Annotated in this window: 16 protein-coding genes; 7 read left to right on the top strand and 9 right to left on the bottom strand. The window is 71.5% G+C overall.

Annotation, left to right across the window (positions count from 1 at the left end):
- Positions 1-119: 119 nt before the first annotated feature.
- The 4 genes from infB to rimP all read right to left on the bottom strand — a co-directional run bounded on the left by infB (position 120) and on the right by rimP (position 5,313).
- Positions 120-3,218, bottom strand: a complete 3,099-nt coding sequence (gene infB / locus FNH08_RS20220; protein ID WP_322724924.1) for a translation initiation factor IF-2 — start codon at positions 3,216-3,218, stop codon at positions 120-122.
- A 177-nt stretch (positions 3,219-3,395) separates the two neighbouring features.
- A complete protein-coding gene (locus FNH08_RS20215) occupies positions 3,396-3,677 on the bottom strand; it encodes a YlxR family protein (RefSeq protein ID WP_322724923.1) in 282 nt (93 codons plus the stop codon).
- A 137-nt stretch (positions 3,678-3,814) separates the two neighbouring features.
- Entirely contained in the window at positions 3,815-4,801 is a 987-nt protein-coding gene (gene nusA, locus FNH08_RS20210) for a transcription termination factor NusA (RefSeq protein WP_322724921.1), read from the bottom strand.
- A gap of 2 nt (positions 4,802-4,803) precedes the next feature.
- Positions 4,804-5,313, bottom strand: a complete 510-nt coding sequence (gene rimP / locus FNH08_RS20205) for a ribosome maturation factor RimP (protein ID WP_152772897.1) — start codon at positions 5,311-5,313, stop codon at positions 4,804-4,806.
- 299 nt (positions 5,314-5,612) lie between these two features.
- Here rimP and FNH08_RS20200 point away from each other — a divergent pair, with 299 nt between their 5' ends.
- Genes FNH08_RS20200 through FNH08_RS20190 form a run of 3 tightly spaced genes read left to right on the top strand, consistent with a single transcriptional unit; the run spans position 5,613 to position 7,608 of the window.
- Positions 5,613-6,167, top strand: a complete 555-nt coding sequence (locus FNH08_RS20200) for a hypothetical protein (RefSeq protein WP_322724919.1) — start codon at positions 5,613-5,615, stop codon at positions 6,165-6,167.
- A 5-nt stretch (positions 6,168-6,172) separates the two neighbouring features.
- Positions 6,173-6,652 carry a ferritin-like domain-containing protein gene (locus tag FNH08_RS20195; RefSeq protein WP_152772900.1) on the top strand — a complete coding sequence of 160 codons (480 nt, stop codon included), beginning with the start codon at positions 6,173-6,175 and terminating at the stop codon, positions 6,650-6,652.
- Positions 6,653-6,690: 38 nt separating this feature from the next.
- Positions 6,691-7,608, top strand: a complete 918-nt coding sequence (locus FNH08_RS20190; RefSeq protein ID WP_152772896.1) for an aminoglycoside phosphotransferase family protein — start codon at positions 6,691-6,693, stop codon at positions 7,606-7,608.
- A 300-nt stretch (positions 7,609-7,908) separates the two neighbouring features.
- On the opposite strand, the gene FNH08_RS20185 is transcribed toward FNH08_RS20190, so the two are convergent.
- Positions 7,909-9,612: a proline--tRNA ligase gene (locus FNH08_RS20185; protein ID WP_152772895.1), complete on the bottom strand. Its 1,704-nt coding sequence runs from the start codon at positions 9,610-9,612 to the stop codon at positions 7,909-7,911.
- Between the two features lie 96 nt (positions 9,613-9,708).
- A complete protein-coding gene (locus FNH08_RS20180; RefSeq protein ID WP_152772894.1) occupies positions 9,709-10,278 on the bottom strand; it encodes a GNAT family N-acetyltransferase in 570 nt (189 codons plus the stop codon).
- A gap of 179 nt (positions 10,279-10,457) precedes the next feature.
- Here FNH08_RS20180 and FNH08_RS20175 point away from each other — a divergent pair, with 179 nt between their 5' ends.
- A complete protein-coding gene (locus tag FNH08_RS20175) occupies positions 10,458-11,840 on the top strand; it encodes a cysteine desulfurase/sulfurtransferase TusA family protein (RefSeq protein ID WP_322724917.1) in 1,383 nt (460 codons plus the stop codon).
- Between the two features lie 119 nt (positions 11,841-11,959).
- Here the strand turns inward: FNH08_RS20175 and FNH08_RS20170 are convergent, their stop codons facing one another.
- Positions 11,960-12,934 carry a carbohydrate kinase family protein gene (locus FNH08_RS20170; RefSeq protein ID WP_322724915.1) on the bottom strand — a complete coding sequence of 325 codons (975 nt, stop codon included), beginning with the start codon at positions 12,932-12,934 and terminating at the stop codon, positions 11,960-11,962.
- 144 nt (positions 12,935-13,078) lie between these two features.
- Between FNH08_RS20170 and FNH08_RS20165 the strand changes: the two genes are divergently transcribed.
- On the top strand, positions 13,079-13,297 hold the full coding sequence (locus FNH08_RS20165) for a hypothetical protein (protein ID WP_152772893.1): 219 nt from the start codon (positions 13,079-13,081) through the stop codon (positions 13,295-13,297).
- Between the two features lie 223 nt (positions 13,298-13,520).
- Entirely contained in the window at positions 13,521-15,665 is a 2,145-nt protein-coding gene (locus FNH08_RS20155; protein WP_407704415.1) for a hypothetical protein, read from the top strand.
- A 136-nt stretch (positions 15,666-15,801) separates the two neighbouring features.
- Here the strand turns inward: FNH08_RS20155 and FNH08_RS20150 are convergent, their stop codons facing one another.
- Entirely contained in the window at positions 15,802-16,158 is a 357-nt protein-coding gene (locus tag FNH08_RS20150; protein ID WP_152772891.1) for an iron-sulfur cluster assembly accessory protein, read from the bottom strand.
- A 323-nt stretch (positions 16,159-16,481) separates the two neighbouring features.
- Here FNH08_RS20150 and nadA point away from each other — a divergent pair, with 323 nt between their 5' ends.
- Positions 16,482-17,666 (top strand): quinolinate synthase NadA, encoded by a 1,185-nt coding sequence (gene nadA / locus FNH08_RS20140; protein ID WP_322724914.1) that lies wholly within the window; start codon positions 16,482-16,484, stop codon positions 17,664-17,666.
- Positions 17,667-17,684: 18 nt separating this feature from the next.
- Here nadA and FNH08_RS20135 read toward each other — a convergent pair.
- Positions 17,685-19,860 (bottom strand): protein kinase domain-containing protein (locus FNH08_RS20135; protein ID WP_152772888.1); only part of this gene is annotated, 2,176 nt, incomplete at its 5' end.

Raw genomic sequence — 19,860 nt, 5'->3', positions numbered from 1 at the left:
GGTCTGGGGGCGCAGCCCCCAGGGACGGGACGGGTAGGGGCGGCGGGGGCGAGAAACCCCCTGGCAGCCGAGCTGGCCGGAGAGGACGGGTCCCCTCCGGCCAGGCTCGTGCAACGGGCTTACACCCGCGGCTTCTCGCGCATCTCGTACGTCGCGATGACGTCGTCGACCTTGATGTCGTTGAAGTTGCCGAGGTTGATACCGCCCTCGAACCCTTCGCGGATCTCGGTGACGTCGTCCTTGAAGCGACGCAGGCCCTCGATGTTGAGGTTCTCCGCGATGACCTTGCCGTCGCGCAGCAGTCGGGCCTTGGTGTTCCGCTTGACCTCGCCGGAGCGGATGAGAACACCCGCGATGTTGCCCAGCTTGGACGACTTGAAGACCTCGCGGATCTCCGCCGTACCGAGCTCGACCTCCTCGAACTCCGGCTTGAGCATGCCCTTGAGGGCCGCCTCGATCTCCTCGATCGCCTGGTAGATGACCGAGTAGTAGCGGACGTCCACGCCTTCGCGCTCCGCCATCTGCTGGGCACGCCCGGCAGCGCGGACGTTGAAGCCGATGACGATCGCGTCCGAGCCCATCGCCAGGTCGATGTCGGACTCCGTGACCGCACCCACACCGCGGTGCAGGACTCGGATGTCGACCTCTTCGCCGACGTCGAGCTGGAGCAGGGAGGATTCCAGGGCCTCGACCGATCCGGACGCGTCGCCCTTGATGATCAGGTTCAGCTGCTGGACCTCGCCGGCCTTCAGCACCTTGTCCAGGTCCTCCAGCGACACGCGGCGCGTGCGCTTGGCGAACGCGGCGTTGCGCTCACGGGCGGCGCGCTTCTCGGCGATCTGACGGGCCGTACGGTCCTCGTCGACCACGATGAAGTTGTCGCCCGCACCCGGGACGTTGGTCAGGCCGAGGACCTGAACCGGCGTCGACGGGCCCGCCTCGGTCACGTTGTTGCCGTTGTCGTCGAGCATCGCCCGGACACGGCCGTACGCGTCGCCTACCACCATCGTCTCGCCGACCCGCAGCGTGCCTCGCTGGACGAGCACCGTCGCCACGGCACCGCGGCCGCGGTCGAGGCGGGACTCGATCGAGATGCCCTGCGCGTCCTGCGTGGGGTTGGCCCGCAGGTCGAGCGAGGCGTCGGCGGTCAGGACGACCGCTTCCAGCAGCGAGTCGATGTGCAGACCCTGCTTGGCGGAGATGTCGACGAACATCGTGTCGCCGCCGTACTCCTCGGCCACGAGGCCGTACTCGGTCAGCTGACCGCGCACCTTGGTCGGGTCGGCGCCCTCGACGTCGATCTTGTTGACCGCGACGACGATCGGAACGCCGGCCGCCTTGGCGTGGTTGAGCGCCTCGACCGTCTGCGGCATGACGCCGTCGTTGGCCGCGACGACCAGGATCGCGATGTCGGTCGACTTCGCACCACGGGCACGCATGGCGGTGAACGCCTCGTGACCCGGGGTGTCGATGAAGGTGATCTTGCGCTCTTCTTCGTTGACCTCGGTCGAGACCTGGTACGCACCGATGTGCTGGGTGATGCCGCCGGCCTCGCCCGCGATGACGTTCGTCTTGCGGATGGCGTCGAGCAGTCGGGTCTTACCGTGGTCGACGTGACCCATGACGGTGACGACCGGCGGGCGGACCACCAGGTCCTCCTCGTCGCCCTCGTCCTCGCCGAACTCCAGGTCGAAGGACTCGAGCAGCTCGCGGTCCTCCTCCTCCGGGCTGACGATCTGAACCGTGTAGTTCATCTCGTCCGCGAGGAGCTGGAGCGTCTCGTCGGAGACGGACTGGGTCGCGGTGACCATCTCGCCGAGGTTCATCATGACCGCGACGAGCGACGCCGGGTTGGCCTTGATCTTCTCCGCGAAGTCGGTGAGCGACGCACCGCGCGACAGGCGAATGGTCTCGCCGTTGCCGCGAGGCAGCATCACGCCGCCGACCGACGGGGCCTGCATGGCCTCGTACTCCTGGCGCCTCTGCCGCTTCGACTTGCGACCACGACGCGCGGGACCGCCGGGACGACCGAAGGCGCCCTGCGTGCCACCACGGCCACCCGGACCACCGGGACGACCACCGAAGCCGGGACGGCCACCGCCGCCACCGGGACCACCCGGACGACCGGCGAAACCGCCGCCACCGCCACCGGGACCACCGGGACGGCCGGCGAAGCCGCCGCCACCGCCGCCGCCACCCGGACGACCGGCGAAGCCGCCGCCACCCGGGCGACCGCCGCCGCCACCACCGGGACGACCGCCGCCACCGGGACCACGGCCGCCGGGGCCACCGCCACCGGGACGCGGGCCGGCAGCCGGACGCTGCGGCATCATGCCGGGGTTGGGACGCGGACCGCCGGGGCCGCCGCCACCGGGACGCGGGCCGCCGCCCTGCGGACGGGGCATGCCGCCCGGCGTCGGACGGTTACCGCCCGGAGCCTGCGGACGCGGACCGCCACCGGCCGCACCCTGCGGACGGGGACCACCCTGACCGGCACCCTGCGGACGCTGACCGCCCGGGCCGCCGGGACGGTCTCCACCAGGCCGGGGCGCACCGCCCGGACGGGGCGCCTGCGGGCGCGCCATGCCGGTGGAGCCGCCGGAGGTGAAGGGGTTGTTACCGGGACGCGGGCCGGCCGGACGGGCACCGGGACGCGGCGCGCCCTGACCACCCGGACGCTGGCCGCCCTGGCCACCGGGCCGGGGTGCCTGACCCTGACCACCGGACGGACGACCGCCACCGGGCTTCGGGGCGCCGGGGCCGGGACGGGCACCCGGACGCGGGCTCGGGGCCGCGGGCGGCGACGGGGGCGCCGTGAACTCCGGCTGGGCCGGAGCCGGAGCCGCCGGGGCGGGCTTCGGCGCGGGCTTCGGGCCGGGCGTGGGGCGCGGACCCGGAGCCGGGGCCGCGGGCCTCTCGGCGGCGGGCTTCTCGGGCGCGGGCGGCTTGGGAGCCGCCGGACCCGGGCGCGGGGCCGGACGGGCGGCCTGCGCGGGAGAGGGCGCCGCCGGCCTCGCCGGAGCAGCCTTACGGGGGGCCGCCGACTTGGCGCCCCCATTGCCCTGCTGGAGGGCGTCAGTCAGCTTGCGTACTACGGGCGCCTCGATCGTCGAGGACGCTGAACGGACGAATTCACCGAGTTCCTGGAGCTTGGCCATGACGACCTTGCTCTCAACCCCGAACTCCTTGGCGAGTTCGTATACCCGGACCTTAGCCACTTCGCTCCTTTTAGGTCCGGGTTGCGGCCGGACCGTCGCTACTTCATGGGCGTACTCATCGCGTACTCATCGAGTGCTCATCGCAATCTCGACCTACTTCCGACTCGCGAGGTACCTGGCCGCACGGGGTTCCGTACGACACGTCTTACGGTGTTGCATGCTCAGCACAACCACTGCTCAGCAACTGTCTGTCTGCTCGACGTAACGGCGCAACGCCTTTATGTCGAGCGGCCCCGGGACGCGCAGCGCCCTCGGGAACGCCCGGCGGCGTACCGCCTGGTCGAGACAGACCGGGGCCGGGTGTACGTATGCACCCCGGCCGGGCAGCGTACCGCGAGGATCGGGAACGCACTGTTCCTCGATCGCCACGATCCGCAACAGATCGTTCTTGGCCGCTCGTTCCCGGCACCCCACACAGGTGCGCTCAGGGCATACGCGGGCACGCGTCCGGCCAGACACTCCTCAGTCTACCTCCCCGCACCGACCTCACCCCTTTGGGGCAAGAATCGAACGGCTGTTGTCGTGATCCAACCGACCTGCGGCTTGGATCTATTCCCCACTCCCCGGGACGTACCCGGGGAGTGGCCCGGAAAGCCCTATTCGGACGGCTGCTCGGTGTCGGGCCGGATGTCGATGCGCCAGCCGGTCAGCCGAGCCGCGAGACGGGCGTTCTGCCCCTCTTTGCCGATCGCCAGGGACAGCTGGTAGTCGGGAACGGTCACGCGCGCGGAGCGGGCCGCCATGTCGACGACCTCGACCTTGGAGACCCGGGCCGGGGACAGCGCGTTCGCCACCATCTCGGCCGGGTCGTCCGACCAGTCGACGATGTCGATCTTCTCGCCGTTCAGCTCGCCCATGACGTTGCGCACACGACCGCCCATGGGACCGATGCAGGCGCCCTTGGCGTTCAGGCCCGAACGGGTGGACCGGACCGCGATCTTCGTACGGTGCCCGGCCTCGCGTGCGATGGCGGCGATCTCGACGGATCCGTCGGCGATCTCCGGCACTTCGAGCGCGAAGAGCTTCTTCACCAGATTGGGGTGTGTGCGGGAGAGGGTGACGGACGGACCGCGGACACCCTTCGCCACCCGAACGACGTACGAACGAAGCCGCATGCCGTGCTGGTACGTCTCCCCCGGGACCTGCTCCTGCACCGGCAGGATGGCCTCCAGCTTGCCGATGTCGACGAGGACGTTCTTCGGGTCGCGGCCCTGCTGGACGACACCGGTCACGATGTCGCCCTCGCGGCCGGCGTACTCACCGAGTGTCGCGTCGTCCTCGGCGTCCCGCAGGCGCTGCAGGATGACCTGCTTGGCGGTGGTGGCGGCGATGCGCCCGAAGCCCGACGGGGTGTCGTCGAACTCGCGGGCCTCCTGCCCCTCCTCCAGGTCCTCGGGGTCCTCCTTCGCCCACACGGTCACATGGCCGGTCTCCCGGTTGAGCTCCACGCGCGCGTGCCGGCGGCTTCCCTCGGTGCGGTGGTAGGCGATGAGGAGGGCCGACTCGATCGCCTCGACCAGCAGGTCGAAGGAGATCTCCTTCTCCCGAACCAAGCCCCGCAGGGCACTCATGTCGATGTCCACGGCTACGCCTCCTCCTCTTCCTTCATGTCCTTCTTGTCCTTGCGGTTGAACTCCACCTGGACGCGCGCCTTCGCGATGTCGGCGAAGGCGAGCCGGCGGGTGGTGGCCTTGCGGCCCTTGACTCCGGGGACTTCGACGTCGAGACCGTCCTCGTCCACGGCCAGGATGCGGGCGACGAGTTCGCCGTCCTCGTGGAGCTGGAACTTCACCAGGCGCTCCGTGGCACGTACGTAGTGCCGGTGCTCGGTGAGGGCGCGTTCGGCGCCCGGGGTGCCGACCTCCAGGTCGTACGCCCCCTGGCCCATCGCGTCCGTCTCGTCGAGCTTCGCCGAGAGCGCCCGGCTCACATCGGCCACGGCGTCCAGATCGGCGCCCGAGTCCGAGTCGACGACGACACGCAGCACACGCTTGCGTCCGACGGAGTCCAGTGCGATCTCTTCGAGATCCAGGCCCTGGGAGCGTACGAGCGGTTCCAGAAGTTCTCGCAGCCTCTCGCTCTGGGTGGTGCTCATCCGGGTGACTCCTCGGCCGCGTGTGCTGTTGTGGGAAGGTCGCGTGTCAGGTCAAAGGGTATCGGTTCCCGAGGTGTGTTGCCGTCCATGCCGCTTGCCTCCGGCGGTTGGGTGGGGTCGCGTCTGAGCTTGGTTGGTTTGGGTTTGTTGGCGGCTGCGGGTTGGTTGTGGCTTGTCGCGCAGTTCCCCGCGCCCCTTACGGGGCGCTTGGTCGAGGCGGTCGCGTGTGTTTGGGGGGTGCGCGGGTAACGTGATCACGCCGCTCTCTTGTTCGTACGACCCTTCCGAGGACGTCTGCCGTGCCGTTCACCCTGCCCTCGCGCACCCCGTCTGCCGGGCCGCGCAGAAGGAGCCTGCTCACCGGGGCCGCGGGCGCGGTTCTGCTCGTGGGATGCTCGCCCGGGTCCGACTCGGGCACCACCGGGGACGGCCCGTCGGCCGCCGACCGGGCACGCGCGCGCGTGGCGCGGGACAGTGAGGCGCTCGCCGAGCGGTACGCCGCCGTGATCACCGCCCACCCGGCGCTGTTGGGGCGGTTGGAGCCGCTGCGGGCGGAGGTCGTCCGGCACGCGAAGGCGTTCGGGGGCGGCGTGTCGGCCTCGAAGTCCTCGAAGCCGCCGAAGTCATCAAAGCCGTCTGAGCCGTCTGAGCCGCCGTCTGCGTCGGCGAGTCCCTCTCCCGTTCCCGCCGACGAGAACGCCGCGCTCGCCGAGTTGGCCGCGGCCGAGAAGCAGCTCGTGGACCGCCGTACGAAGGCTCTGGTGGAAGTACCGGGCGAACTGGCCCGGCTGATGGCGTCCGTGGCCGCGGCCGGGGCGGGGCACGTGTTCCTGTTGACGGAGGGTGCGAAGTGAGACGGATGGCCGGCACGGGCCGTAAGGCGGCGAAGGCCGACGAGCTCAGGGCACTGCAGGCAGCCCTGAGGGCCGAGCACGCCGCCGTGTACGGGTACGGGGTGGTCGGCGGGAACATCGGCGAGGCGAGGCGGGAGGAGACCAGGGACGGTTACGACGCCCACCGCGCCCGGCGCGACGAACTCGCGCGAGCCATAAGGGACCTGGGCGGGAAGCCCGTGGCCGCGGACGCCGCGTACGCGTTGCCCTTCCCCGTGCGGGATTCCGGCTCCGCCATACAGCTCGCCGCCGAACTGGAGGAGCGGGTGGCCGGCGTGTACTCCGATCTCGTACGGGCCTGTGAGGGCGACCGGAGACGTACCGCCGCCCAGGCGCTGCGGGAGGCGGCGGTGCGGGCGGTCCGGTGGCGGGGCGGCAGCGTAGCCTTCCCTGGTCTCGCCGAGCGGGCGGCCGGCCCGACCCCGTCGGCGGCACCGCGCACCTGAACGCGACCTGGGAAGGGAACGACTCGCACATGGCTCGCATGGCTTTCGAACCGCCGCCGCGCCTCGTGCGGGCACTCGCCGAGGCGCGGCAGAACGGGGCCGACGGCGCCGGCGACTGGCTGGAGGAGCTGCCCGAGCTCGTCCAGGAGGCCGTCGCGCTACGCGAGTTGACCGTCGAACGGGTGCAGGCACCCGGCGGGCGCAGCAGCCTCGTGGTACTGGTGCGGCAGTACGACGGAACGCCCGCCGTGCTGAAGCTGGCGCCGCACCGGGCCCGGCCCGAGAGCGAGCGGGCGGCCCTCGGCCACTGGGACGGGCGGGGCGCGGTGCGGCTCCTCAACCCCGGGGACACACCGGGCGTCCTGCTGCTGGAGCGGCTGCACCCCGACCTGTCCGTGCGGTCCCTGCCCGAGGCGAAGGCGCTGCTGGAGGCGACGGGCGTGCTGCGGCGGCTGTGGGTCGAGCCGCCGGACGGGGACGGGCACCTCTTCGAGACCGTGGCCGAGCGGACCGGGCGGCAGGCCGAGGCGATGCGGGCGAGCGCCGCCGCCGACAGGGACGTCGCGGCGCTCGTCGACGCCGCGCTCGCCGCGCGGGAGGAACTGCTCGCCGCGCCGCCCGAGGAGCGGCTGCTGCACGGGACCTTCCGGCAGAGCAAGGTGCTCGCCGGTGAGCGGATGCCGTGGCTGGCCGTCGGGCCCGACCCGGTGGTCGGCGAGTGCGCCTTCGACCTGGCCCGGCTGGTACGGGACCGTGTGGAGGACGTGATCGCCTCCCCCTCCGGGTCGGCCACCACCCGGCGCCGGGTGAAGCGGCTGGCCGAGTCCCTGGACGTGGACCAGGAGCGGTTGCGGGGGTGGACGCTGTTCCGGGCCGTCGAGTCGGGGGTGCGGGCGCGTCGGGTGGGGCGGGCGCAGGACGCGGAGCTGTTGCTGGAGTTCGCGGGGTGGTTGTGAGGCGGACGCCTGTGAGGCGGACGTCTGCGAGAGGAACGGATCTGCCGGCTGCCCCACGGCTGTGCCGCGAGGCCGGTTCGAGTGCCAGGGCCGGGCAGTCGGTCCCGGCGCGGCGGGCTCGTCGCGCGGCGGCGCGTGGGACCGGGCCCTCGCCGACGACCGGGTAGCCCCACTGGTCGAGCGTGATGTGCTCGGCGAGCAGCCCCGGACAAGTCTCTCCGGCGAGAGATGCCGTCACGCCGGGCGGCCGGTGGGGCGCTTGGTGCGGTGCGCCTCCGACCGGCCTCCTGTCAGGTGTCGTTACGCCGTCAGGCGCGCGATCGCCTCGTCGACCGTCAGCTCCTCGCGCTCACCGGTCTTCCGGTCCTTGAGCTCCAGCACGCCCTCGGCGGAGCGGCGGCCGGCCACCAGGATCCGCGGGACACCGATGAGTTCGGAGTCGGTGAACTTCACGCCCGGGGAGACACCGGCCCGGTCGTCCACCAGGACGCGGAGGCCGGCCTCGCGCAGCTTCTCGGAGACGTCGAGGGCCAGCTCGATCTGCAGGGCCTTGCCCGCGGCGACCACGTGGACGTCGGCCGGGGCGACCTCGGCCGGCCAGCACAGGCCCTTGTCGTCGGCGCTCTGCTCGGCGAGGGCCGCGACCGCGCGCGAGACGCCGATGCCGTACGAGCCCATGGTGACGCGGACGGGCTTGCCGTTCTGGCCGAGGACGTCGAGCTTGAGGGCGTCGGCGTACTTGCGACCGAGCTGGAAGATGTGGCCGATCTCGATGGCGCGGTCGAGCACCAGGCCGGTGCCGCAGTTCGGGCACGGGTCGCCCTCCTGGACGACCACGACGTCGACGTAGGCGTCGACCTCGAAGTCACGGCCCGCGACGACGTTCTTGGCGTGCGTGTGCTCCTTGTTGGCGCCGGTGATCCAGGCCGTGCCGGGTGCGACACGCGGGTCGGCGATGTACGTGACCTTGTCGCCCAGGCCCTGCGGACCGACGTAGCCGCGGACCAGGTCCGGGCGGCCCACGAAGTCCTCGGCGGTGACCAGTTCGACGGTCGCCGGGGAGAAGTGCGCCTCGACCTTGTCCATGTCGACCTCGCGGTCGCCGGGGACGCCGACGGCGACGATCTCGCCGTCCACCTTCACGAGGAGGTTCTTGAGGGTGGCGGAGGCCGGGACACCGAGCGAGGCGGCGAGTGTCTCGATGGTCGGGGTGTCAGGGGTGGGGATGTCCTCGGCGGCCGGCACGTCCGCCGCGTCCACCGGCTTCAACTCGTACGAGATCGCCTCGGTGTTGGCCGCGAAGTCGCAAGCAGGGCAGTCCGCGAAGGTGTCCTCGCCGGCGGCGGCCGGAGCGAGGAACTCCTCGGACTTGGAGCCGCCCATGGCGCCGGCGGTGGCGGCGCAGATGCGGTAGTCGAGGCCGAGGCGCTCGAAGACCTTCTGGTAGGCCTGGCGGTGCAGGTCGTAGGACTGGGCGAGGCCCTCGTCCTCGGTGTCGAAGGAGTAGGAGTCCTTCATCAGGAACTCGCGGCCGCGCAGGATGCCGGCGCGCGGGCGGGCCTCGTCCCGGAACTTCGTCTGGATCTGGTAGAGGATCACCGGCAGGTCCTTGTAGGAGGACGCCTGGTCCTTCACGAGCAGGGTGAAGATCTCCTCGTGGGTCGGGCCGAGGAGGTAGTCACCGCCCTTGCGGTCGTGGAGGCGGAAGAGCTCCTGGCCGTACTCGCTCCAGCGGCCGGTCGCCTCGTACGGCTCCCTCGGCAGCAGCGCGGGCAGCATGACCTCCTGGGCGCCGATCGCGTCCATCTCCTCGCGGACGATCCGCTCCACGTTGGCGAGGACCTTCTTGCCGAGCGGCAGCCAGGACCAGATGCCCGCCGCGGTGCGGCGGACGTAGCCCGCGCGGACCAGCAGCTTGTGGCTGAGGACCTCGGCGTCCGCGGGGTCGTCGCGCAACGTCTTCGCCATCAACTGGGACATGCGCTGGACCGGTGCGTTCGCCATGATGCTCGTACTCCTGCTGCGTAAGGATGATGGCTAGGAGGTTAGCCGGGCTGTCCTTCCCGGTGGAAATTGGCCGGGTACCCGCAGGGGCCCTGTCTAGCGGCGGCGCAGGGGCAGAGGGGCGCCCATCACGGCGTACGGCTTCGGGGCGCTCGGGAACAGCACCTGGCGGGCCAGGTCCTCGTAGCCGAGGGCGTGGTAGAGGCCGCGGGCCGGGCTGTCGGTGTCGATCGCGGAGAGGATCGAGCGGGGTTCGGCGGCGTCGTCCGTGATGGTGGTGATCAGGGACCGGCCGATGCCGTGGTTCTGGTAGTGCGGGTGGACGTGCAGTTCGGTGATCACGAAGGAGTCGTCGAGCCATGCCTCGTTGTCGCGGGCGCGCAGATACGGCTCGACGACGGTGGACCACCAGTGCGTACGGTCGTTGGGCATGCCGTAGACGAAGCCGATGAGGCGGCCGTGGGGGGTGGTGGCGCCCAGCGCGCGGGCTCCCGGGTAGCTCAGGTGCCTCAGGACGATCTGCCGGCGGACGGCGACCTCGTCGGCGCCGAGCCCGAAGGCCAGGGCCTGCACGGCGAGCGCCTCGTCGACGCGCGCGGCGAGATCCAGGGGGCCGATGACCACGTCGTCGGGGTTGCGGGGGCCCTGTCCGGGGAAGCGCAGCATGCCGGGGAGACTACCCGGGCGCTCCGCTGGGTTAAGCCGGGGACTGGTGGGGACTGGGGGTTCTCGGTCAACTGCGGGTTGTTCGTGGTTGCTCGCGCCCACGCGGCGGAGCCGCAAGTCGATACAGCCCCGCGCCCCTGAAGGGGCGCTGCCCACGGCCGGAGGACTAGCGTTGCTCTGTGGGTTACTTCGACTCTGCTTCCGCTGCTCCTCTTCATCCCGTTGCCCGGCAGGCGCTTCAGGCCTCGCTCGACGAGGGGTGGGCCGATCCCGCTCGTCTCTATCGGGAGGGGCGGCGGGCCCGGCTGTTGCTGGACGCGGCGCGGGAGGCGGCCGCGGAGGCTGTCGGGTGCCGTCCCGATGAACTGGTGTTCACCTCTTCCGGTACGCGGGCCGTGCACTCCGGGATCGCGGGGGCGCTGGCGGGGCGTCGCCGGATCGGGGGACACCTGATCGTGTCGGCGGTCGAACACTCTTCGGTGCTGCATGCCGCGGAGGTCCACGAGGCGGGGGGCGGGACCGTGACGCGGGTCGGCGTCGACCGGTCGGGGGCCGTGACCGCGGACGCGTACGCCGCCGCCCTGCGTCCCGACACCGCCCTGGCCTGCCTGCAGTCGGCCAACCACGAGGTGGGTACGGAGCAGCCGGTGGCCGAGGTCGCGTCGGTGTGCCGTGACGCGGGGGTGCCGTTGCTGGTGGACGCGGCGCAGTCGCTGGCGTGGGGGCCCGTGGAGGGTGACTGGTCCTTGTTGACGGCGAGCGCCCACAAATGGGGTGGGCCGTCGGGCGTCGGGCTGCTCGTCGTACGGAAAGGGGCGCGGTTCGCGCCCCAGGGCCCGGTGGACGAGCGGGAGTCGGGTCGGGCGGCCGGGTTCGAGAACGTCCCCGCGATCGTGGCGGCGGCGGCCTCCCTGCGGGCCGTACGGGCCGAGGCGACCCAGGAGGCGGTACGGCTGCGGGAGTTGACCGAGCGGATCCGGGCGCGGGTGTCGGCGTCGGTGCCGGATGTGGAGGTGGTGGGGGATCCGGTGCGCCGGCTGCCCGGCGTGGTCACCTTCTCCTGTCTCTATGTCGACGGAGAGACACTGCTGCACGAGTTGGACCGGGCCGGCTTCTCGGTCTCGTCCGGTTCGTCCTGTACGAGCAGTACGTTGACGCCGAGCCATGTGCTCAGGGCGATGGGGGTGCTGAGCGAGGGCAACGTCCGGGTGTCGCTGCCGGCAGGGGTGGCGGAGGAGGACGTCGAGCGGTTCCTCGACGTGCTGCCGGGCGCGGTGTCGACGGTCCGCGAGAAACTGGGCGCGCCCGCCACGGCCCCCACGGCGACCGTGCGGGAGGACACCCTCGTCGTGGACTCCCTCGGCAAACGCTGCCCGATCCCCGTCATCGAGCTGGCCAAGGTCATCGGGGACGTCCCGGTGGGCGGCACGGTCCGCGTACTGTCGGACGACGAGGCCGCCCGCCTGGACATCCCGGCGTGGTGCGAGATGAGGGGCCAGGAGTACGTGGGCGAGGAACCGGCGGACCAAGGCAGGGCATACATTGTCCGCCGGGTGACTTGACCTGTCCAAGGGTCACTGCACGGCTTTTAGGGGCGCGGGGAACTGCGCGACCAGCCCCAACGGACCCGCAGTCGACAACGGACCCGCCGGGGCAGACGACCAGTCGCAACCAGCCCAGCTCAGCCCAAGTGACCCCGCACTTCCTCAGCGGCAGCGTCCCCGTACGCCTTGGTGAAGCGCTCCATGAAGTGAGCACGGCGCAACTGGTACTCCTGGGTGCCGACCGTCTCGATGACGAGCGTGGCGAGCATGCAGCCGACCTGGGCCGCGCGCTCCAGGTCGACGCCCCAGGCGAGTCCGGAGAGGAAGCCCGCGCGGAAGGCGTCGCCGACACCCGTCGGGTCGGCCTTGCGCTCCTCGTCCGGGCAGCCGACCTCGATCGGCGCCTCGTCGGCCCGCTCGACACGCACGCCCCGCGCGCCGAGGGTGGTCACACGGTGGCCGACCTTGGAGAGGATCTCGGCGTCGGTCCAGCCCGTCTTGGACTCGATGAGCCCCTTCTCGTACTCGTTCGAGAAGAGGTAGGCCGCGCCGTCCAGCAGTATGCGGATCTCGTCGCCGTCCATGCGCGCGATCTGCTGGGAGAAGTCCGCGGCGAAGGGGATGCCCCGGGAGCGGCACTCCTCGGTGTGGCGCAGCATCGCCTCCGGGTCGTCCGCGCCGATGGAGACGAGGTCGAGGCCGCCGACGCGGTCCGCGACGGTCTTGAGCTCGATGAGGCGGGCCTCGCTCATGGCGCCGGTGTAGAAGGAGCCGATCTGGTTGTGGTCGGCGTCCGTGGTGCACACGAAGCGGGCCGTGTGCAGCGTCTCGGAGATGCGCACGGAGGACGTGTCGACGCCGTGCCGGTCCAGCCATGCCCGGTACTCGTCGAAGTCCTGGCCCGCCGCGCCGACGAGGATCGGCTTCGTGCCCAGCTGCCCCATGCCGAAGGCGATGTTCGCGCCGACTCCTCCCCTGCGGACGTCGAGTTTGTCGACCAGGAAGGAGAGGGAGACCGTGTGCAGCTGGTCCGCGACGAGCTGGTCCGCGAAACGGCCGGGGAAGGTCATGAGGTGGTCGTTGGCGATGGAGCCGGTGACTGCGATACGCACGGCTAGGACACGCTCCTGCGACGGGAGGGGATTGACAGTTCACGCTATCGGGTCGCCCGCTCGCACTGAAGCAGCACCGGAGCAGGAAAAACTACCCGATAGTAGGTCTTTTGACGTGGCTCTGGCGGTGCATACGGTTCCGGTATGACGAACCTCAAGGACCGCAAGGTCCACAGTTCCGCCCCGCTCGACCAGGAAGGCGGTCTGGCGGCGCTGCGCGGCGACTGCGCCCGGATGGTGCCGCACTGGGCGGCTCCCGACCGGATCATTGCCCTCCCCGTGTCCCCGTCACTCATCCACGGTGTGAAGGTGTCCCCGGCGTCGGCCCGCCTCGTCGACGCGATGTCCGACTACGGCGACTGAGTCGCCAGGGCGGCCAAGCCCGTCCGGCGCCCTCGACGGCACGCGATCCCGGTCGATGACCGCTCGATGACCAAGAGGGCGCCTGAACGGGGAACCGCGCGCTCCCCCGCCGCGTCCCATCGCTGTCCCCCGTAAAGGGGATCCGGTATACGACCCTTCCATGCCCCTCCTTCCTGGCAGGACCGGGTCACCAGGACAGCTGTGGAGCTGAAGGAGCGATGCGGTGAGCACCGAGCGACCCGACAACGACGCGATACCCGACGCGGAGGACCCCCAGGGTGCCGAGAGTGGCGCGAACCGGGAGGACACCGCGAGCGCCGGGGGAGTCGCAGGCCCTGTGGGCGCCGAAGGCGCGGCGAGCCCCGAAGACTCCGCGGAACCCGCACGCCCCGAGAGCGCCGCGGCTTCCGAAGGGGGCGCCGCCGACGCCGAGGGAGCAGTGGGCTCCGAAGGACCCGCCGACACGGTGAGGCCGGGAGGGGCCGAGGGCGTCGACGGGCCCGAGAGGGCCAAGAAGCCCGAGAGGGCCAAGAAGCCCGAGGGTACCGATGGGCCCGAGAAGACCGAGAGCCCCGACCCACACAGCGCCACGAGTTCCGCAGGCACCGAAGAGCCCAGCGGGCCCGAGGAGCCTGCCGACCCGAATGAGCCCACACGGGCCGAGGTACCCACACGGGCCGAGGAGCCCGCACAGCCTGGGGAGCCCGGGGAGCCCGCACGGGCCGAGGAGCCTGCCGACCCGAATGAGCCCACACGGGCCGAGGAGCCCGCGCAACCCGAGGAGCCCGCTGGCCCGAATGAGCCTGCAAGGCCCGAGGCCTCCGCGCGGTCCGAGGCGGCCGTGCCTCCGGACGACCCCTCGCCCACCGGCAGCGACGTGAGCCCCGAGGCCGTCGGAGGCGGCGGGCACGGTGGCGCGGCGCCCAAGGCCCGGCGTGGGCGTTCCTCCGTTCTCGTCGCGTCCGTGGCGGCCGCGGTGCTGCTCGTCGGAGGTGGCGGGGCCTACCTCGCCACGAGCGCCACCAGCGGTTCCGGCGGCAGCGGCTCCGGCTCGGGCGCCCCGGCGGGCGACGGCACTCCCCCGCCGCTGGCCCTCGACGGCCACACCGAGGGCGGTACGAACGGGATCGCCCCCGGCGAGCCCAACCCCAACGGCGTGACCTACCGCGCCGACGGCGACCTGCCCGACGGTCCGGACTCCGCGCCCGTGTACCGGTCGACCGGTGACGTGACCTCGGCCGAGGTGGCCCGGCTCGCGAAGGCCCTCGGTGTGGAGGGAACCCCCAAGGTCGAGGGCGACACCTGGAAGGTGGGCGCTTCGAACGACGGCTCCGGGCCCAGCCTCCAGGTGAACAAGGACGCGCCGGGCACCTGGACCTTCAGCCGGTACGCACCCGGCACGGACAACTGCCAGAAGGTTGACGTCTGCGCCTCGGGCAGCGCGGCCGGGGGTGCCCCGGTCGCCGAGGCCGTGGCGAAGGAGGCGGCCGCCCCGGTGCTGAAGGCCGTCGGCCAGGACACGGCCAAGCTGGACGCCACCCAGGTCGCGGGCGCCGTCAGGACGGTGAACGCCGATCCCGAGATCGGCGGGCTGCCCACGTACGGCTGGACGACCGGCGTCCAGGTCGGCGCCGACGGTCAGGTGATCGGCGGAAGCGGCAACCTGAAGGCCCCGGCCAAGGGGGACACGTACCCCGTGATCGGCGCGGACAAGGCGCTGGACCTGATGAACGGATCGGGTGAGGCCACCGGCGGCGGCCGCAAGGGCCCCGGCGGCTGCCCCAGCCCCGTACCGCTGAAGGACAAGGACGAGACGCGCTGCGAGGCGGCGACCGAGGCTCCGGCTCCTGCGTCGGTCACCGTCGAGGACGCCGCCTTCGGGCTGGCCGCGCGCTTCACCGAGGGCGAGCAGGTGCTGGTGCCGTCCTGGCTGTTCCAGGTACGGCCGGAGGGGGCCGCCGCGGGCTTCACCGTGACGCACCCGGCGGTCGACCCGGCGTACCTGACCACGCCCGAGCCGCCGTCGTCGGTCACGCCGTCGCCGGTCGACCCGGACGAGCCCTCGGGCTCGGCGCCCAAGGAGCGCGACGTCAAGGTCGAGGGCTACACGGCGCAGGGCAAGAAGCTGACCGTGAGCTTCTGGGGCGGGATGTGCAGCGAGTACTCGGCCTCGGCGGACGAGGAGAACGGCAAGGTGACGGTCACCGTGACCGAGAAGCCGTCCGGCAAGGTGTGCATCCTGATCGCCAAGGCCCTGGAGCGCACGGTGCAGCTGGACGAGCCGCTCGGTGACCGGGAGGTCGTGGGCACGAACGGCAAGGAGGTCAAGGAGGGGAACCTCGCCGACCGGGCCCCGAACGCGAAGTAGTTCACCGTCACGGAGGTAGTCCACCCGTCACGGAAGCTGTTCACCGTCACGTACGCGAAGGCGGCGTCCCCCTCGGAGGGGGACGCCGCCTTCCTACGCGCCAAGCACGCGCCGCGTGCGCCGAAAGGGTGGCGGCTCAGTTGAAGGAGTCGCCGCAGGCGCAGGAACCCGTCGCGTTCGGGTTGTCGATCGTGAAGCCCTGCTTCTCGATGGTGTCGACGAAGTCGATGGAGGCGCCGCCCAGGTAGGGAGCGCTCATACGGTCGGTGACGACCTTGACCCCGCCGAAGTCCTTGACGACATCGCCGTCGAGGGAACGCTCGTCGAAGAAGAGCTGGTAGCGCAGGCCGGAGCAGCCGCCGGGCTGAACGGCGACACGCAGCGCCAGATCGTCACGGCCTTCCTGGTCGAGCAGGGCCTTGACCTTCGCCGCGGCGGCGTCGGACAGGACGATGCCGTCGGTGACGGTGGTGGACTCGTCCGATACGGACATCTACATCGCTCCCGGGTTGTACGGAGACTGCTTGCCGACGTGTCCAACCGGCAGGGCCGCGGATTCATTCCGGGCCGAGCGGATCCTTCGCGTCTCTCTTCATGCTCGCACATGGGCCGCGGAGCGGACATCGCCCTGTGGACGGGTCGCCGCGGCGGTCGCCGGGATTCACGTCACATCGACGCTATGGCCGTCGTCAAAGTGACGTGAAGCGGTTATGATAGATAACGTCAATTCGACGAAAAGCCGTAACGGTGTCCCGCATGTCCCGCCGGTCCGGATTCTCCGGGCCGGCGAGCCGCAGAAAAGAAAGGGTGCGTGCCGTGACCACCGCCCAGACCCAGGAGCTCGACGTACAGCCGACGCCCCTCGCCCTGCTGCTGCTCGGCCGTGAGGCCGACCCCAGGAGCGAGCGCGGAGTCGAGTGCCCCGGCGACCTGCCCTCCCCCTCCGACCCCGACCTGGTGGAGCGTGCCCGCGCGGCCAAGGCCAAGCTCGGGGACAAGGTCTTCGTGCTCGGCCACCACTACCAGCGCGACGAGGTCATCCAGTTCGCCGACGTCACGGGTGACTCGTTCAAGCTGGCCCGGGACGCGGCGGCGCGCCCGGAGGCGGAGTACATCGTGTTCTGCGGTGTCCACTTCATGGCGGAGTCGGCGGACATCCTGACGTCCGACGACCAGAAGGTGGTCCTCCCCGACCTGGCCGCCGGCTGCTCCATGGCCGACATGGCGACGGCCGAGCAGGTCGCCGAGTGCTGGGACGTCCTGACCGAGGCCGGCGTGGCCGAGCAGGTCGTGCCCGTCTCGTACATGAACTCCTCGGCGGACATCAAGGCGTTCACGGGGAAGCACGGCGGCACGATCTGCACGTCGTCCAATGCCAAGAAGGCTCTCGAGTGGGCCTTCGAGCAGGGCGAGAAGGTCCTCTTCCTCCCCGACCAGCACCTCGGGCGCAACACCGCCGTGCGGGACATGGGGATGACGCTGGAGGACTGCGTCGTCTACAACCCGCACAAGCCGAACGGCGGGCTGACCGCCGAGCAGCTGCGGGACGCGAAGATGATCCTGTGGCGCGGGCACTGCTCGGTGCACGGCCGCTTCTCGCTGGAGTCGGTCGAGGACGTACGGGCCCGGATCCCCGGCGTGAACGTCCTGGTGCACCCCGAGTGCAAGCACGAGGTCGTGGCCGCCGCGGACTACGTCGGCTCGACGGAGTACATCATCAAGGCCCTGGAGGCCGCTCCCCCCGGGTCCAAGTGGGCCATCGGCACGGAGCTGAACCTGGTCCGGCGGCTGGCGAATCGTTTCGCGCCCGAGGGCAAGGAGATCGTGTTCCTCGACAAGACGGTGTGCTTCTGCTCGACCATGAACCGCATCGACCTCCCGCACCTGGTGTGGGCCCTGGAGTCCCTCGCCGAGGGCAACCTCGTCAACCGCATCCAGGTCGACAAGGAGACGGAGGCGTTCGCGAAGCTGGCGCTGGAGCGGATGCTGGCGCTGCCGTAGTCCCCCTGTGCCGTGCGCTCACCCCGAGGCGGGCTTCCGCCCGGGGTGGGCGGGGTCGAGGCCGAAGACGGTGCCGTCCGGGGTGCTCACGAGCAGCGCGCCGCCGTACGGCAGTGCCTCGGACTTGATCACGTCGCCGCTCGCGAGCCGCTCGGCGTGCGTGCCCGTCTCCCACAGCAGCGTGCCCTTGCGTGCGTCGAGGGCCGCGACCCGGCCGCTGGTGCCGGCCACGTACAGGGTGCGGGTGCGGGCGTCGTACGTGGGCTGACCCGAGCCCTCGGCACCGGTCCGGGTCTGCCACAGCTGTTTGCCGGTCAGCGGGGACACGGCGGTCACCTGGCCGTCGGCCCCGGTGATCCACAGCGTGTCGGCGGCAAGCGTCACCGAGCCCTCGTAGTTCTTCGCCAGCTTCGTCGTGGTGCCGGCGCCGGTGTCCGGGTCGACCAGCAGGATCTTGCCGAAGGTCAGGTCCTCGGGGCGCGCCGGGCCGGTGGTGCCCCCGACCACGAAGGCCGGCCGGCCGTCGACGGCGCCGAGCAGACCGCTCGCGTTCGGGGTCTTCAGACGCTTGACCACCGACCCGTCGGTCCGGTTCAGCTCCCGGACCTCGGCGGCCTGTGTCTCGTCGTCCGGGAAGCAGTGCTCGTACAGGCGGGAGCCGACCGTCAGGAACTGGCAGTAGTCGTCGGCGGGCACTTGTACGGTCCACCGGTCGACGCCGGTGCGCGGGGAACGGGCCGTCACCAGCCGGCCGGTGGGGTCGGCGGTCAGGACGAGGTCGCCGGACAGGCCCAGGTCGACGCTCGTGTCGTCCGTCTTGCGGGTCCACAGCTGCTCGCCGCTCTCGGCGTCGAGGGCGACGATGCTGACCGGGCCGTTCTCGGAGCCCTCGTAGACGGCCTGCCGGACGAGCACCGCGCCGTCCCGCACGCCGAGGAGCGTGAAGTTGTTCAGCGTCGCGGCGGCGTCGGCGGACGCGATGGAGGAGCGCCAGACGGTCTTGCCGGTACGGCCGTCCAGTCGTACCGGAAGGATGGAGTTGCCCGCGCAGTAGACCGCGTTCTCGTACCTCTGGCAGGTGGCGTCGCCCGGGTCGGCGCTCCCCTCCTCCAGCGGCTGGACCTCGCCCCGCTGCGCCGTCTTGAACACCGTCGTCTGCCAGGGCTTGAAGCCGGTGGGGACCGCCGCCCACCGGGAGGTCGCGGTCGAGGAGTTCGCCGTTCGGGGGCTGTCCGCGTCCGCGAATCCCGGCCCGAACCGCATGTACCACAGCATCCCCAGGGTGAGCGCGCCCACCGTGCCGGCCGTCGCCAGCAGCGGGCGCACACGGCGGCCCGGCCGGCGGATGCGCGGGGGCTTCGTCACCGCCGCCGGGTCGGCCCCGGAGGAGGTCTCCTCGACGGTCCGCAGCACGTCCGCGCGCAGGGTCACCGTGAGCGGGTCACCGGGGTCCGGTTCGGGCAGGGCGTCCGCGAACTCCTGGGCCAGTTCGTCGAGTTCGAGCCGGTCGGCGGCCTCCTTGGTCAGGCAGCGCTCCAGGACCGCGCGCAGCGGCTGGGGCACGCCGTCCAGCACGGGCGTCTCGTGGACGACCCGGAAGGCGGTCAGATAGGGGCTGTCGGCGTCGAAGGGCCCGCGCCCGGTGACGGCGAACACCAGCAACGCCCCGAGCGAGAAGACGTCCGAGGCGGGGCCGACCGTGCGGGGGTCGGTGAACTGCTCCGGGGACATGAAGGGCGGGGTGCCGATCATCTGCCCCGTCTCGGTCAGGGTGTTGTGGTTCTCGACCGCGCGGGAGATGCCGAAGTCGATGACGCGGGGCCCGTCCTCGGCCATCAGGACGTTCGCCGGCTTCAGGTCCCGGTGCACGACCCCGGCCCGGTGGATGTCCCGCAACGCCTCCACCAGGCCCAGTGCCAGCCGCCGCAGCTCGGCGCCCCGCAGCGGGCCCTGTTCGCGGATCTGCTGGGCGAGCGACCTCCCCGGCACGTACTGGGTCGCCATCCAGGGCCGCGCCGCCTCCGGGTCGGCGTCCACCACCGGCGCGGTGAAGGCGCCGCTCACCCTGCGGACGGCCTCGATCTCCTGCCGGAACCGGCTGCGGAACACGGCGTCCGTGGCGTACTGGGCGTGCACCACCTTGACGGCGACGTCCCGGCCCGAGCGCGATCTGCCCCGGTAGACGACCCCCATG

The organism is Streptomyces spongiae (assembly GCF_009377185.1).
Lineage (GTDB): Bacteria > Actinomycetota > Actinomycetes > Streptomycetales > Streptomycetaceae > Streptomyces > Streptomyces spongiae.
The sequence above is the reverse complement of the archived record's forward strand: the minus strand, read 5'-3'. Positions and strand labels throughout refer to the sequence as shown.

Coding starts and splice junctions, on each gene's coding strand:
- rimP (WP_152772897.1), bottom strand. CDS start 5,313: ATGAGCACCACCCAGAGCGAGAGGCTGCGAGAACTTCTGGAACCGCTC.
- FNH08_RS20195 (WP_152772900.1), top strand. CDS start 6,173: ATGGCCGGCACGGGCCGTAAGGCGGCGAAGGCCGACGAGCTCAGGGCA.
- FNH08_RS20190 (WP_152772896.1), top strand. CDS start 6,691: ATGGCTTTCGAACCGCCGCCGCGCCTCGTGCGGGCACTCGCCGAGGCG.
- FNH08_RS20185 (WP_152772895.1), bottom strand. CDS start 9,612: ATGGCGAACGCACCGGTCCAGCGCATGTCCCAGTTGATGGCGAAGACG.
- FNH08_RS20180 (WP_152772894.1), bottom strand. CDS start 10,278: ATGCTGCGCTTCCCCGGACAGGGCCCCCGCAACCCCGACGACGTGGTC.
- FNH08_RS20165 (WP_152772893.1), top strand. CDS start 13,079: ATGACGAACCTCAAGGACCGCAAGGTCCACAGTTCCGCCCCGCTCGAC.
- FNH08_RS20150 (WP_152772891.1), bottom strand. CDS start 16,158: ATGTCCGTATCGGACGAGTCCACCACCGTCACCGACGGCATCGTCCTG.